The organism is Galactobacter caseinivorans (assembly GCF_003640665.1).
Taxonomy (GTDB): Bacteria; Actinomycetota; Actinomycetes; order Actinomycetales; family Micrococcaceae; genus Galactobacter; species Galactobacter caseinivorans.
The window spans coordinates 276,901-291,042 of record NZ_QQXL01000004.1 but is presented as its reverse complement, the minus strand read 5'-3'; the positions used below and the strand labels follow the sequence as shown (position 1 = coordinate 291,042).

At 68.3% G+C, this 14,142-nt stretch carries 14 protein-coding genes; 4 read left to right on the top strand and 10 right to left on the bottom strand.

Annotation, left to right across the window (positions count from 1 at the left end; translation table 11 throughout):
- Positions 1-72 precede the first annotated feature (72 nt).
- The 8 genes from DWQ67_RS08620 to DWQ67_RS08585 all read right to left on the bottom strand — a co-directional run bounded on the left by DWQ67_RS08620 (position 73) and on the right by DWQ67_RS08585 (position 9,337).
- Complete coding sequence (locus DWQ67_RS08620) at positions 73-1,047, bottom strand: DUF979 domain-containing protein (protein WP_121485172.1); 975 nt, start codon at positions 1,045-1,047, stop codon at positions 73-75.
- Positions 1,044-1,754, bottom strand: coding sequence for a DUF969 domain-containing protein (locus DWQ67_RS08615; RefSeq protein WP_121485171.1), 711 nt, complete (start codon positions 1,752-1,754; stop codon positions 1,044-1,046). Before DWQ67_RS08615 ends, DWQ67_RS08620 begins: the two co-directional genes overlap by 4 nt.
- An 85-nt stretch (positions 1,755-1,839) precedes the next feature.
- Positions 1,840-2,889 (bottom strand): DUF2891 family protein, encoded by a 1,050-nt coding sequence (locus tag DWQ67_RS08610; protein WP_121485170.1) that lies wholly within the window; start codon positions 2,887-2,889, stop codon positions 1,840-1,842.
- Between the two features lie 166 nt (positions 2,890-3,055).
- Positions 3,056-3,769 (bottom strand): DUF805 domain-containing protein, encoded by a 714-nt coding sequence (locus DWQ67_RS08605; RefSeq protein ID WP_233555997.1) that lies wholly within the window; start codon positions 3,767-3,769, stop codon positions 3,056-3,058.
- Between the two features lie 114 nt (positions 3,770-3,883).
- Positions 3,884-5,629, bottom strand: a complete 1,746-nt coding sequence (locus DWQ67_RS08600; RefSeq protein ID WP_121485169.1) for an acetyl/propionyl/methylcrotonyl-CoA carboxylase subunit alpha — start codon at positions 5,627-5,629, stop codon at positions 3,884-3,886.
- Positions 5,626-7,380 carry a 5-oxoprolinase subunit B/C family protein gene (locus tag DWQ67_RS08595; protein ID WP_233555996.1) on the bottom strand — a complete coding sequence of 585 codons (1,755 nt, stop codon included), beginning with the start codon at positions 7,378-7,380 and terminating at the stop codon, positions 5,626-5,628. The genes DWQ67_RS08600 and DWQ67_RS08595 overlap by 4 nt, the downstream gene beginning before the upstream one ends.
- Positions 7,377-8,135 (bottom strand): LamB/YcsF family protein, encoded by a 759-nt coding sequence (locus tag DWQ67_RS08590; protein ID WP_121485168.1) that lies wholly within the window; start codon positions 8,133-8,135, stop codon positions 7,377-7,379. The genes DWQ67_RS08595 and DWQ67_RS08590 overlap by 4 nt, the downstream gene beginning before the upstream one ends.
- Entirely contained in the window at positions 8,132-9,337 is a 1,206-nt protein-coding gene (locus DWQ67_RS08585) for a D-alanyl-D-alanine carboxypeptidase family protein (RefSeq protein WP_121485167.1), read from the bottom strand. Before DWQ67_RS08585 ends, DWQ67_RS08590 begins: the two co-directional genes overlap by 4 nt.
- A gap of 48 nt (positions 9,338-9,385) precedes the next feature.
- Between DWQ67_RS08585 and DWQ67_RS08580 the strand changes: the two genes are divergently transcribed.
- The gene (locus DWQ67_RS08580; RefSeq protein ID WP_121485166.1) at positions 9,386-9,907 is read left to right on the top strand and encodes a hypothetical protein; all 522 of its coding nucleotides are present in this window, start codon (positions 9,386-9,388) and stop codon (positions 9,905-9,907) included.
- Between the two features lie 99 nt (positions 9,908-10,006).
- Here DWQ67_RS08580 and DWQ67_RS08575 read toward each other — a convergent pair whose 3' ends face one another.
- Positions 10,007-10,639 carry a D-alanyl-D-alanine carboxypeptidase family protein gene (locus DWQ67_RS08575; protein WP_121485165.1) on the bottom strand — a complete coding sequence of 211 codons (633 nt, stop codon included), beginning with the start codon at positions 10,637-10,639 and terminating at the stop codon, positions 10,007-10,009.
- A gap of 186 nt (positions 10,640-10,825) precedes the next feature.
- On the opposite strand from DWQ67_RS08575, the gene DWQ67_RS08570 reads away from it, so the two are divergent.
- From DWQ67_RS08570 to DWQ67_RS08560, 3 genes are all read left to right on the top strand, one after another.
- On the top strand, positions 10,826-11,086 hold the full coding sequence (locus DWQ67_RS08570) for a DUF4287 domain-containing protein (RefSeq protein ID WP_121485164.1): 261 nt from the start codon (positions 10,826-10,828) through the stop codon (positions 11,084-11,086).
- 43 nt (positions 11,087-11,129) lie between these two features.
- A complete protein-coding gene (locus DWQ67_RS08565; protein ID WP_121485163.1) occupies positions 11,130-11,465 on the top strand; it encodes an ArsR/SmtB family transcription factor in 336 nt (111 codons plus the stop codon).
- Positions 11,466-11,538: 73 nt separating this feature from the next.
- On the top strand, positions 11,539-12,717 hold the full coding sequence (locus DWQ67_RS08560; RefSeq protein ID WP_121485162.1) for an MFS transporter: 1,179 nt from the start codon (positions 11,539-11,541) through the stop codon (positions 12,715-12,717).
- Positions 12,718-12,725: 8 nt separating this feature from the next.
- Here the strand turns inward: DWQ67_RS08560 and DWQ67_RS08555 are convergent, their stop codons facing one another.
- Entirely contained in the window at positions 12,726-14,024 is a 1,299-nt protein-coding gene (locus DWQ67_RS08555; protein ID WP_233556007.1) for an MATE family efflux transporter, read from the bottom strand.
- Positions 14,025-14,142: the final 118 nt, after the last annotated feature.

Below are 14,142 nucleotides of genomic sequence, written 5' to 3'. Positions count from 1 at the left end.
GGGCCCCAGAACTGACGTCCTGGGGCCCATCGTGGCGTCTTTCTTCAACGCACTTCAACGCATCCGCAGGGATCAGTGCGGGAAGGCGAAGAAGTACATGCACGCGATCGTGACGATCAGCAGCATTCCGGCGGTGGGCGCCTGGGCCACGATGGGCCCGTACTTGTTCTTCATCTCCAACAGCGCCGCGGGGACGATGTTGAAGTTGGCGGCCATCGGAGTGCAGAGCGTGCCGCAGAAGCCGGCCAGCATGCCCATGGCGAAGATGGCCGGGGCGTTGCCGTCAAAGTTCTGCACCAGGATGGGCCAGCCCACCGCGGCGGTCATGATCGGGAAGGCCGCGAAGGCGTTGCCCATGATCATGGTGAACAGCGCGGTGCCAACGCAGTAGGCAACCACGCCCCAGATCAGCACATCCTGCGGCACAATGCTGCCGAAGATATCGCCCACGGCCTTGCCCACGCCGGCCTGTGTGAACAGCGTGCCGAGCGTGGAGAGCATCTGCGGCAGCAGCGCCGCCCAACCGATGGCCTCTAGCAGGCGCGTGCTCTCGCGGAACGGCACGGCCGGCTTGACCGGGCGCAGGATCACAAACGCGACGATCAGCGCCACAATGGCGCCCAGGCCAAGGCCTGTGAGCGTGGCGGTGCCCTCCGCCAAGAGCGGCTTGTTGTTGATCTTGATGAGCGGGGCACCCAGTGCCACGATCACGGTCACAACGGGCACGGCCAGCGCAGGGATGAAGAGCTTGTTGCGCAGGCGGGCCGCGGAGGCGGCGCGCTCCTGGGGCGAGGTGGTGCTCTCCGGACCGGCGCCCATGAACTTGAAGCCGGCCAGAATGACCAACACCAGGACGGCGCAGCCAAGGATCCATGCGGGCGCGGCCTTGGCCTGCACCCAGGTGCTGTAGAAGAAGCAGAGGCCAAGCAGGCCCCAGAAGGCGGAGCTACCCGCGCGCTTGGGGTGGTCCTGATTGGTGGCGATCATGACCGCCACGACCAGGAAGAAGGCTCCGATGAGCCAGTACATCCATTCGGAGTTGATCACGCCTGGGCCCCCTTACGGCTGCGCAGATTGGGGTCCAAGCCGGCCAATTTGTCGAGTTTGCGATCCAGCATGAGCAGGCGGGACCCGTGGATGAGCAGCGCGGCGATACCCACCGGGATGGCCCAGATGGCCAGCTGGATGGGTTCAAGCGACAGGCCATAGGTGGTGTCAACGAAGGAGGTGATGAGCAGGATGGAGCCCACCGCCACAAACACGTCCTCGCCAAAGAACAGGCCAACGGTGTCCGCGGAGGAGGTGTATCCCTTGATCTTCTCCTTGGCCTTCTCGCTGGGCTCCTTGCCGATGCGGCGCTTCTCTGCCGCCTCCGCCATGGGGTAAACCAGCGGGCGCACGGTCTGAGCCGGGCCTGCGATGCTGGTCAGGCCCACGGCGGCAAGCACCTGTCGGATGACCAAATAGAGGGCAAGAATGCGCCCGGTGGTGAGCTTTTGCAGCTTCTGGATGAGGTTGCCGGCCTGCGCCTGCAGGCCGTAACGCTCAATCAGACCAATGACGGGCAGCACCAAGACAAAGGTCGTCACCGAGCGGCTGCCGGCAAAGCCGGTGCCAAAGATGTTGAGGATGTCGATGGGGGTGATGCCGCCGATGAGTGCGGTGATGATGCCGGAGATCGTGACGACCAGCAACGGATTGACGCGCAGGGCGAATCCGATGACGACCAGTGCCACGCCGATCAGGACATACATGTCCCTCCCGAGGGTGTGAGTGATGGATGTGGGGAATTGCGAGGGGGTGTTAAACGGTGAAGCTGCCGGTTGCGGGTCTGAACCCTCAGCCGGCCAGGGCGGCGCGTTGCTGCAGCGCCTCCCAAGCAAAGGTGGCGAGCCAGTGGCTGGCCATGTACTCATCAGAGACGGCGGCCTCCAGTCCCGGCGCCATGAGCCGGTCCACGCTGGCGCGCAGGGCGCCGGCCAGCTCGGATTGTTCGGTATCCGCCTCAAGGAGGGGTGCCAAGCGCAGGATGGACGCGGCGGCGGTGAGGCCAAGCCCGTCAAGGTGACTCTGGTAGCCGTCCGTGGGGTCAAGCACGGGAACCGGGGTGAGCACCTTGGAATCCGGGCGCAGCGCGGACAGGAAGGCGGGCAGCCACGCGGCCAGCTCCTGCGGGGTCAGCACCTGGGCCATGAGATCCGCCTCGCAGAAGCCTGCGGAGAGGAAGTCCTGGCCGCTGCGCTCCTGCTCAAAGCACCAGGCGGCATCCGCCAGGAAGAAGCGACGCACCGCCGACTCGATCGCGGAGCTCACGTCCGCGCGGCCCTGTTCGCGTGCCACCAGCAGGATGCGACGCAGGCCAAAGGCGGTATTGGTGTGCAGGCCGTGGCGCACGGGCTCCGGCACCTTGGGCAGCCACGCGAGCGTCAGGTCAAAGACGGCGTCAAGCAAAGGCTGGGCATCCTGCCCGACGGCGCGCAGTTGCGGCAGGCGCGAGGCCTGCAGTCCCGCAACCAGTTGGGCCGCCCAGGCCCAACCGTAGGGGCGCTCCCAGGTGGGATGGGAGAGCAAGTAAGCGGACTCCACGGCGATGTTCTCTGCACTCAGGTGCTGGGACAGGAAGCTGATGGCCTGCTCGCGCCAGGCAGCGCCTTCCCCCGCCGCGGGCTCGGTCTCTAGGAGGGAGACCAGCAGCCAGTGCATGTGCACGCTGGAGTGCCAGTCAAAGGAAGTGCCAAAGGCAGGGTGAAGCGCAACGGGGAGCACCACGTCCTCGGGGCCACGGGTGACGTGCTGGGTGGCGTAGGGGAACTCAGTCGTGACGTTGTCCAGGGCCACTGCGGCGAATGCCTCTACTGGGGCGGGGTGAGACGACTCTGGGCGCGACATGTGGGGTCCTTCCGAGGGGGTGACGCGGCATACGGTGTGCCGTGACCGGCATCACCACCATGATTGTTGAACAATAGTGTTCATCAAAATCATGGGCAGCGCCACTCCTGGGTGGAACTTTTTTGGGCGGCCCCCGCCGCGCGCGCCGCCTACTCCCGGGTAGTGACTACTTCTGACCCTGATCCCAGCCGTACGGGGCCTGCCCGGCAGGCACCATTGCGTACCCCGCGAACCCCTCGTCAAAGCGCACGCCCTGGGGATCCGCCGGATACAGAGTCAGGATGAACACGATGATCCCACCGAACGGAAGGCACTGTAGGAAGAACATGGCGCCGGAGAAGTTCGCGTCGTGCAACCTGCGCCAGATGAGGGACAGGTTCGGAACGATCGTCCCAAGCCACAGGAGCAACCCGAGAATCAGAATCACCACGAGGGGCCATGGCAGCACGGTCGTCGACGTCCCAGGTGGAATCAGGACGAACATGCTCCCGTAAAAGAGCACAATCAGGAACAAGGCCGCCAACCAGCCCGCCAAATAGGCGAGCCAGTACTCACTGCGGGAGGCCCGCCCAGAAAAGACGGCGTAGTTCTTGAAGTACCTCACCACGGCCTGCTTCAAGTTCGCGCCGTAGAGGGGAAGGTGCAGCGGAGGCTCGGCGCCGGGCGCCGGAGGCATGCCGTACCCGGCCGGGGCCGCGTACATGCCGGGCTGGTCGTAGCTCATCGCTTGGCCATAGCTCGTCGGTTCGCCATAGCCGGTCGGAGTCTGGAACGGGGCCGGCCCGCCGGGCTGCAGTCCCCCTTGACGCGCCTGCTGCGATGCCCCCGCTGCCGCAGCCTTGTCATGTGATTGAGCGCGGTACTCGTCCGGCGTGCTCATGATGGTCTCCCAGTCCGTCTGCGATGGATGCGCCACCAATCATAACCACGTCAGAGAACCTGGCGGCCGACGCTCGCAGACCCACAGATATACCGTGTGGCCGCCGATGCACCGTTAGTCGATGCGCACCAGTTCCTGCCCGCGTGTAACGGCTGCGCCAGCCTCCGGGCCCACGATGCGCACCGTCCCGGCACGCGTGGCGCGCACCTCGGTCTCCATCTTCATGGCCTCCACGGCGGCAACCGGGTCCCCCACCTCTACGCGTTGCCCCTCGCTCACTCGCCACGCTGCCAAGGTGCCGTCCACGGGTGCCAGCACCGCGGCGTCGGGCGCAGAAACGGCCGGGGAACCGCCCACAGCGCCTGAACCGGCAGCGCCCGACGCCGCCGCGCCGGCGCCCAGCATGGCCGTCAGCGCCGCTGGCAGGCCAAGGCGCACCGCCTTGCCGTCCACGTCAATGGTGAACTCGGCACGCTCGCCGGAGGGCAGCGCGTCGGCCTGCGGGGCGGCCGCCAGCCGGTCGCCAAAGACACGCTCAATCCAAGTGGTGTCCACGCGAAAGGGCGCGTCCGTGAAGTCCGGCTCCGCAAGCACGGCCCGGTGGAAGGGCAGCACCGTGGGCAGGCCGCCGATCCGGAACTCCTCCAGCGCCACGCGGGCCCGGCGCAGGGCCTGGTCGCGATCCGCGCCGGTGACGATGAGCTTGGCCATCAGCGAGTCAAACTGCGCCGGAACCACGTCCCCGCGCACCACTCCTGTATCCACGCGCACGGCCGGACCGGACGGCGCGGTGAAGTCCTCCACCGGGCCGGGCGTGGGCAAAAAGCCCAGCCCCGGGTCCTCGGCATTGATGCGGAACTCAAAGGCGTGACCGTGCGGCTGCGGGTCCTGGGAGATGGACAGCGCCAGCCCGTCCGCAATCCGGAACTGCTCACGCACCAGGTCAAGACCCGTGGTGGCCTCGGTGACGGGGTGCTCCACCTGCAGGCGCGTGTTGACCTCCAGGAAGGAGATGAGCCCATCCGCGGCCACCATGAACTCCACCGTGCCCGCACCGGTGTAGCCGGCCTCTGCGCAGATGGCACGGGCGGCCTCGTGGATGCGGGTGCGCTGCTCATCGCTGAGGAACGGTGCGGGTGCCTCTTCCACCAGCTTCTGGTGGCGGCGCTGGAGCGAGCAATCCCGGGTTCCGGCCACGATCACGGTGCCGTGCGTGTCCGCCAGCACCTGCGCCTCCACGTGACGCGGCCGCTCCAGGAAGCGCTCCACAAAGCACTCGCCGCGGCCAAAGGCGGCCACCGCCTCCCGCACGGCAGAGTCATACGCCTGGGCCACGTCCTCCAGCGCGCGCACCACCTTCATGCCACGCCCGCCGCCGCCAAACGCGGCCTTGATGATGATCGGCAGGCCGTGCTCCTTGGCAAAGGCCGTGACCTCTTCCGCTCCGGACACCGGGCCGTCGCTGCCCGGAGCCAGCGGCGCGCCCACCTTCTGCGCCAGCTCGCGGGCAGAGACCTTGTTGCCCAGCGTGCGAATGACCTCCGGGCTGGGGCCAACCCACGCCAGGCCCGCGTCCAACACGGCCTGGGCAAAGTCCGCGTTCTCCGAGAGGAAGCCGTACCCGGGGTGCACGGCGTCCGCGCCGCTGCGGCGGGCCACGTCCATGATCTTGGCGATGTCCAGGTAGCTCTGCGCGGCGCTGGAGCCGCCCAGCGCGTAGGCCTCATCCGCCAGGCGCACCTGCATGGCGTCCGCGTCCGGGTCCGCGTAGACCGCCACTGAGGTGAGGCCGGCGTCGGTGCACGCGCGGATGACGCGCACGGCGATCTCGCCGCGGTTGGCGATGAGGACCTTCTTCACGGGGTGGCTCCTGGGTTCTGCTGGCCTGAGTGCTGCTGGCTGGCGGGGTGAGGGGGATTCGGTGCGGTTTTTTGCTCGACGACGCGGAAGCGCACCCGGGTGCCCGGGGGCAATTGCGCGGCGAGGGGAAGGTCGTGGGGCTCCACGACCGCGATGACGGGATAGCCGCCCGTCACCGGGTGGTCCGCAAGGAAGAGGACCGGCAGGCCGGAAGGTGGCAACTGCAGGGCACCGGGCACCATGCCCTCCGAGGCCAGTTCGCCGTCGCGGAGGCGCGCGATCGGTGGGGCGGGATGGGCCGGGGCGTCCTGGCTGGCAGGGGTGTCCTGGCCGTCCGGGTCAAGAGACTGCTCCGGGTCCTGGGGCTGTTCCGGGTCCACACGCAGCCGCGCGCCGACCCGATCGGTGTCCGGGCCCACCACCCAGCTCGTGCGCTGCAGGGCGTCCAGGCCAGCCTCGCCGACCCAGTCCGCGCGGGGGCCCGCACTCACGCGCAGCTGAACCACTTCCCCGGGGTTGGGCAACTCGGTGGCCGGCTCCTGCGGTTCGGCAACGGGAAGCACCGGAAGGCCTGCGCTGCACAGCGCCTGGCCCCCGGTCAGGGGCGCGGGGCCCAGCCCGGAGAGCGTGTCCAGCGATGCACTGCCCAGCACCCGTTCTGCGGCAAACCCGCCGCGCATCGCCACGTACCCTCGCAGGCCGGAGGCGGGCTGGCCCAAGGTCAGGATGTGCCCGGGGTACAGCGCAAAGGGAGCGCCTACCGGCGCGGGGACGGACTCGTCGATCATGGCCCCGCCCACCGCGCCGGTCAACGCCACCACACAGGTCTCCTGGGCACGCAGGCTCAGCCCGCCAAGAAGAGTCTCCAAGACCGCGGCGGAGTCGGGGTTGCCCACCAGGCGGTTGGCCTGGGCGGAGCTTGGCCTATCCGCTGCACCGGACGCGGTGACGCCCAGCTCGCCAAGCCCCGGGCGGCCCAGGTCCTGGAACACGGTGCGCAGGCCGGGGCTGAGCACCTCCAGCGCGGCGGGTCGTGGGGGGTGCGTCACGGTGTCCCGCGCCCCTTCTGGCAGGGTCGTGGATGCCACCTGCACCTCGGCGCCTGCCCTCGCCGTGGCTCGCACCGCCTCGAAGCGCACCACGTCGCCGGGGCGGATCAGCGAGGGCTGCTCGCGGCTCGCGTCCCAGAGCGGCGCATCGGTGCGTCCAAGCAACTGCCAGCCACCCGGCGAGCGCTGGGGATAGACGGCGGAGAAGGCGCCGGCCAGCGCCACGGATCCCGCGGGCACGGCGGTGCGTGGGGTGGAGCGGCGCGGCACGTTTAGGCGCGGGTCCCCGCCGGTCAGGTAGAGGAAGCCAGGGGCAAATCCGCCAAAGGCCGCCGTCCAGTCGCTTCCGGTGTGGGCGGCGATGACGGCCTCCACGGAGAGGCCCGTCAGGCGGGCGACCTGCTCCAGGTCCTCGCCGCTGTACTCCACCGGAAGGGTGACGATCCGGCTGGAACGTGCCGCAGCGGCGTCGGGCACTCGGTTCTTGACCTCTGCCACCGCTGCTTCAGCGGCCGGCGCGGAGGAGAAGCGCAGCAGCACGGTGGCGGCGGCGGGCAGCGCCTCTAGCTGGCCGGGAAGGGGCCGGGCCACCAGCTCGGCGTGCCAAGAAAGCACGGATTCCAGGGGCTCAGGGGACGCGGACACGTCCACCAGAACTGCCGTGCGCCCCATCATGAGCACGGTCGGGGCGGGCGCATTCATGCGAAGCTCGTGATCTCCACGCCGGCCTCTTCAAGGCCCGCGCGGACTGCGGCGGCCAGGCGCACGGCACCCTCGGTGTCGCCGTGCAGGCAGATGCTCTGAGCGCGGGGGCGGATCAGGCTGCCGTCCACCGCCTCCAGCACCCCCTCGGTGGCCAGGCGCACCATGCGCGCGGCGACCGTCGCTTCGTCGTGCAGCACCGCCCCGGGCTCGCGCCGTGACACCAGGGTTCCGTCGGGGTTGTAGCCGCGATCGGCAAAAGCCTCGCTGACCCCGCGCAGGCCCGCGGCTTCCGCGAACTCCAGCGCCAGCGAACCGGGCAGCAACAACAGCGCCAGGTCCGGGCTGAAGGCGCGCACGCCATCCACCACCGCGCGGGCGTGGACCTCGTGATGAACAATCGTGTTGTAGAGGGCGCCATGGGGCTTGACGTAGCTGACGCGCGTGCCCGCGGCCCGCGCCATCGCGTCCAGCGCGCCGATTTGATACAGCACGTCATCCGCCAGCTCCGTCGCGGTGGCGTCCACAAAGCGTCGGCCAAAGCCCGCCAGGTCGCGGTAGGCCACGTGCGCGCCCACGGCCACGCCCCGTTCGGCGGCTGCGCGCGCGGTGGCGGCCATGTGGGAGGGGTCCCCGGCGTGGAAGCCGCAGGCGATGTTGGCGCTCGTCACCGAATCCAGGATCGCCGCGTCATCCCCCATGGTCCAGGCGCCAAAGGATTCGCCTACGTCGCTGTTCAGGTCCATGACGCTCATGTGTGACCTCCGTCTCGGTGATGAATCCTCACCAGAATGCACCATCGAGACGGATTGTTCAACAATCTGAGCGGCGCGGGGTGGGGGGAAGCGGTGCCTTCGCCGCCCAGGTACTCAAAATGCCACGCCTCCGCGTTGGGGTTCCTGGCCCCGGAAACGGTGAACTCCTCCAGGTTTCGGCGGTGAATCCAGTTGTACGTACCCGCGTTGGCCTTGAGCCACAGGTAGTACTTGCCCCCAAAGGCATACTCCGGGGTCTCCGGGACATCGATCGCGTCCCCCCAACCGTGATTGGACGTGCCCGGGATCGCCGCCAGGTTGGGGCCCAACTCCTTGAACAGATAGTCCTGCGTTTGGCGCGTGCGATACGCCAGGTCAATCTGCAACGGGCGCCCAAACCTGGCCTGGAACGCGGCGTTCAGGCGGGTCAGATCCGCCAGCGCGGGCGCCGCGAGGAGCGTGCGCTCGCTATCCCACGGAATGGCCACGAGCGAGCCGCTCGGCAGGCGGCCGTTGGGCTGGGCACGCACCTGCGCCCGCGTGAGGCCGGCGGCGTTGGACGTGGGGGCCGTGGATTCTCGGACCAGCGCCGCCTCCTTCATCCAACCGGTCATGCCCTGCGTGCGCACAAAATACCAACCGCGCCGCTGCCCTCCGGCCCTCTCGTAGGCCACGTCCCGGTACGCCACCGAGTTGGCCGGAAGGTCCCCTGCTATCAACGCCCCGCCGATGCTACGAAAGAGCTGGGCCCCCTCCGAGCCCGTGAAGAAGCGGTCCGCCAGGCCCGCCCGATTGGTGCTGTAGTCCTCATTGATGCGCACGTACCTGCCGCCGCCGCTGGTGGGGCGGGTGTCCGCCCTGGGCTTGTCTGACTTGGCGGGCTTGGGTTTGGCTGTGGGTGGCGTGGCCGGCTTGGCGGCGCCCGACGCGGCGGACCCCGGGGCGGGCGGCGCGGTGACGTCCGGGGCGCCGCCGGTGGGATCGCCGGCAGTGCCGCCTGCAGTGCCCGACGCCGCTGCCTCACCCGCCGTCGATCCTCCCGCTTGACCCGTGGCCGGGTTCCCCGGCGCACCCTCCGCGCCCGTGCCGGGCGCCTGACAGCCCGCCAGGGCCAACGCGAGCGCCGTGGCGCCGGCCGCCATCGCGAGGCGGGCGCGCTGGCGCAGGGCGCTGCGTGCCGGGGCGGGGGGCGTGATCTTCATGGTGCTTGAACTCTAAGCGCAGGCCGCGTGCTCCCCTAGACTCGCGTCGTGAACACCCAAAACCCGGCCCCGGATCAGGACGAACTCGAGAAGAGCGCCGAGCGCCTCAAGGAGCGCGTCTACGTCACCTTCACCGCGCTGGCCGTGCTGCTTGCGTTGTCGATGCACGCGGACACGGAGACCCCCGGCCGGGCGGCGCTGACCCTCTTCATCACCGTTCTTGGTGTGCTCCTGGCCAGCTTTTGTGCGGATCTGGTGGCGCACACTGTGGTTCACCAGCATCTCCCCGGCCGCGCGGATCTGCGGCACATGATCAAGGTTGGCACCGGGGCGCTGGGCGCCGTCACGTTGCCCCTCCTGCTCATCGGCGCCGCTGGGCTGGGGCTCTTCGGGCTTCCTGCGGCCCTCAAGGTGGGCCAGGTGGTGCTGGTCGTGACCCTCGGCGCGCTCGCGTTCATCGCCCTGCGCCGCGTACAACTTCCCCTGCTCCAGCGCGTCTTGCTTGTCGCGGCACTGGTGGCCGTCGGCACGCTGGCCGTGGCATTGGAATTGGTGGCGCACTTGTTCTAACCGGCCTCGCGGCAGTATCCGGCCGCAACCATCACCGGGCCTGCGCTCGCGCTGCCCCCCTCAGGGCGCCCCCGGGTGCCGCCCGGACCATCGTGGCGACTAGCCCGCGGCGTTCTCTTTCATGGCCGGGCAGCTCTGTGCCTTGGGGTCCTTGAGTTCGTAGTGCCACACCTCGTTGGCGTAGGTCCGGCAGAGCCCAAAGTCGCTGGCGTTGCGGTCCATCCAGTAGGCGGCGGCGGTGGGGCCCACGTCCGCGGCGGCGCCGTGCACGTGCTCGGAGTTCTCTGGGGTCCTGACCCACTTCTTGGCGGCCGCTTCACTGCCGCGCTTGCGGATGGCCTGGTCCAGTAGCTCCTGCTGGTAGTCGGCGGTGCGCCATCCGGAGGTCAGCCAGAAGTCGTCGACGCCGTCCTCCTTGGCGGCAGCCTTGGCCTCCTTGATGGCCTTGAGCAGTGCGGGGTTCATGTATTTCACTGCGGGGTGCTCGCTATTGCTGGGGTCCACCCTGGTGTCCCGCAGCTGGCTCGGGTCCTTCAACGCCGATGGCGTCGCGAGTCCCGCGCTGTTCGTGGTTCCCTTGGTGGCGCTCGCCGTGGCCTCATCCGCGGGGGTGGCCATGATCCGCTGAGCCACAAAGATCGTGGCGACCAGGGCCAGGATCAGCACCACAATGGCCCCCATCCGCTGGCGCCGCTTGTCCGCCTGGCTGGTGGTTCCTTCAATGGGGGGCATGGGGGCTCCTGGTTTGTCTGCACGAGTCGGGAATGGCTCCGTGTGCCGGCGGGACGTTTCCCGGCCGACTCTCACTACTTTGCCGCCCGGACCCCCCTCGGCGCGTCGGGCGAGGGAGTGAAGAATCTACGTGGCACTCATACCCGGGGGCTACCTCTCCGGGGCGGAACCTGCCACGCTGGGGCCATGAGCGCTTCCCCCACGCCCCGCGTCCTGGCCCCTGAGATCGATCCGGACAACAAGCCCAAGGGCCCTGCGTCCTACTTCCCCAGCATTGAGGCCAAGTATGGGCGCGGCCTGCAGGAATGGCTCGACGACGTGGTGTCGCGTTTGGAGGGCGGCGCGTCACACATGGAGGTGGTGACGTGGCTCAAAACCGAACACGGCATGGGTCACGGTCACGCCAATGCCGTGGTGGCGTACGCCAAGGCAGCGCTGGCTCACTAAGCCCGGGCGGCGCAGCGAGCAACACATCTGATATTCTAGATATATGGATGACAACGCCGCACGGGACGTCTCGCTGGGGACCGTCTACCGAGCCCTCGCCAATGACACGCGCCGGCTCATCCTCGACCTCCTCCGCGATCCCCACGCCCACTTTGATCACCAGCAGTACCGGGGCCTGGGCCTCAGCCTCGAGGATGGCGTCTGCGTTCAGGACATTCAGAAGGCCACCAAGATCTCGCAGTCGGTGGCCTCGACGTACTTGAAATCCCTCCAGGATGCGGGCTTTTTGACCTCATACCGCGAGGGTCGCTGGACGTACTACCGACGCGATGAGAAGGCGATCCGCACCATCGCCGACCGCATCGGCCAGTCGCTCTAACCCAGATTTCACCGCAGCAAGGGTCGGGGAGATCCTTCGCCTAATACATCTAATTATCTAGATATGGAGATTCATGAAACACGGTTTTTTGGCCAGCACCATGCTTGCGCTGGGCGTCTTTAGCATCATCACCACCGAGATCGGGATCGTTGGCGTGCTCCCTGAGCTGGCAGACCGGGCGGACGTGTCAATCTCTCAGGCCGGCCTGCTCGTGAGTGTCTTTGCCCTGGTGGTGGCAGTGAGCGGACCCTTTGGCGTGCTTGCCGCGTCTCGTTTCAATCGCAAAACGGTTCTCCTGCTTGCCATGGCAGTTTTTGCCCTCGCGAACATCGTCTACGCCTTCTCCGAAAGCTTCCCCGTGCTGGTGGCGTTCCGGATCATTCCGGCCCTGCTCCACCCCATCTTCTTTGCGGTTGCCCTGACCGCCGCGACCTCGATGGCGCAACCGGGCAAGGAGGCGGGAGCGGCCGCCCGGGTGTTCACCGGAGTGACCGTCGGCTTTGCCTTCGGCGTTCCGGCCATGGCCTTCCTGGCCAGCAGCGCCTCGGTGCCCACGGCGTTTTCCATCGCGGCCCTGGTGAACGTGCTCGCCTTCATCGGAATCGCTCTGTGGGTGCCGGCCATGCCGTCAGAGCAACACCTGAGTTACGGGAAACAGCTGCAGATCCTGCGCCGCCCTCGCCTCTGGCTCCAACTGATCATCGTGACGCTGGTGTTCGCTGTCATGTTCTCCAGCTACTCCTACTTCTCGGACTTCTTGGGCGGGGTCAGCGGCGTCCCCTCCCTCACCATCGGTGCGCTGCTCATGCTCTTTGGCCTCGTGATGATCGCGGGCAACCTCGCCTTTGCGCGGCTGATCAAGCACGGCCTGCTCGCGACTCTGCTGTGGTTCTTGGGTGGCTACGTGGCGCTGTACCTGGTGATGTACGCGGTGGCGCCGTCCGCGTGGGCCATCTCGATCCTCGTGATCCCGTGGAGCCTGCTGCACTCCGGCGGGCTCCTGCTCGGCCAATCGCTGATCGCCCGCGAGTCCACGGAGGCGCCCACGTTCGGCAACAGCCTCTTCGTTTCCTCCTCCAACATCGGCATCACTCTTGGCTCGGCGCTGGGCGCGCTGCAGATCGCAGCCGCCGGAACGCGGTCTCTCGTCTTCGTTGGAGTGGGCGCGGCGTTGCTGGCGCTGCTGGCCGTCGGGGTCAGTCACCTGATCCGTGGAAGAGAAAAAGCACCGCAGCTAGCGCAGCACGAATAGCCGCGCGCTCACGCTCCCACCCGCATCCAGCGATCATTGCGCACGCGCCAGGACAAGGTGGCGGCCCGGGCCAGCAGGTAGCCGCAGAACGCCACCCAGATCCACACCAGGGCCTCGCCGGGCAGGGCAAGCACGTCAGTGAGGACCAGCAGCGGCGCGTAGAGCGCCAGGTTGAGAAGGCCCGTGAGCGCCAGGTAACGGGCGTCCTCGGCGCCGATCAGCACGCCGTCGAGCACAAAAACCAAACCGCACACCGGCTGCGACGCCGCCAGGATGAACATGCCCAGTGTCGCAGCGCTCTGGACCGCAGCGTCCGGCGTGAAAAGCGGTGGCAGCACCCAGGCCAACGCAGCCAGCATCGCGCCCGTGAACAGCCCAAACCAGACGCCCCACCGCATCATGGTGCGCGTCAGGGCCCGCGTGCGGTCCTTGTCCCCCGCGCCCAGCTCCTTGCCGATCAGGGACTGCGCCGCCACCGCCAGGGCATCCAGAGCAAAGGCCAAGGTGGAGAACATGGTGAAGACCAGCTGGTGCGCGGCCAACGTGATGGCGCCCTGGGAGGTGGCCACCCAGACGGTAGCCAGGATCGCGATGCGCAGCGAGAGCGTGCGCAGCATGAGCCACCCGCCGGCGTGCGCCGAGCGCCTCAGCCCCGCCACGCTGGGACGCAGCGAGACGCTGCGCCTGCGCAGCCGCGGAACCAGCAGCGCCACATAGACCAGCGCCATGAGCCACTGGGCTATCGATGTGCCCAGCGCAGACCCACCCACACCAAGGCCCACCCCGTAAACCAGCACAAAGTTGAGGCAGATATTGATGCCGAACCCCCCGCCAGCCACCAGCAAGGGGGTGCGCCCGTCCTGCAGGCCACGCAGCACGCCCGTGGCCGCGAGCACCAACAACATGGCCGGCACACCCGGCATGGACCAGCGCAGATACTCCACCGCGTAGTCCGCGGTGGCCCCCCGTGCCCCCATCCACTCAGCCAGTGTCGGCGCAGTGGCAAAGCCCACCACCGCCAACACCAGCCCAAGGAAGAGGCCCAGCCACACGCCGTCGCGCCCAGAGGCCAGGGCCTTGGGCAGGTTCCCCGCCCCAAATTGCCGCGCAACGGCGGGCGTGGTGGCGTATGCAAGGAAGACCATCAGGCCCACCACGGTCCCCAGGACTGTGGTGCCAAGGCCCGCGCCGGCCAGCTGCTCCACGCCCAGGTGCCCCACAATCGCCGTGTCAGCGAGCAGGAAGAGCGGCTCGGCAATCAGCGCGCCAAGCGCCGGGACCGCCAGCACCAGGATCTGCTTGGTCAGCCCCGGGAACTGCTGGCGCGCGGGACGCCCCGCGGCGGTGCGCCGGGGCTTCGCGGAGGGTTCTGCTGGGGGCTGGGGCGAGGACTGCACGCACCGAGCCTAGCGACGCGCGCCGCAC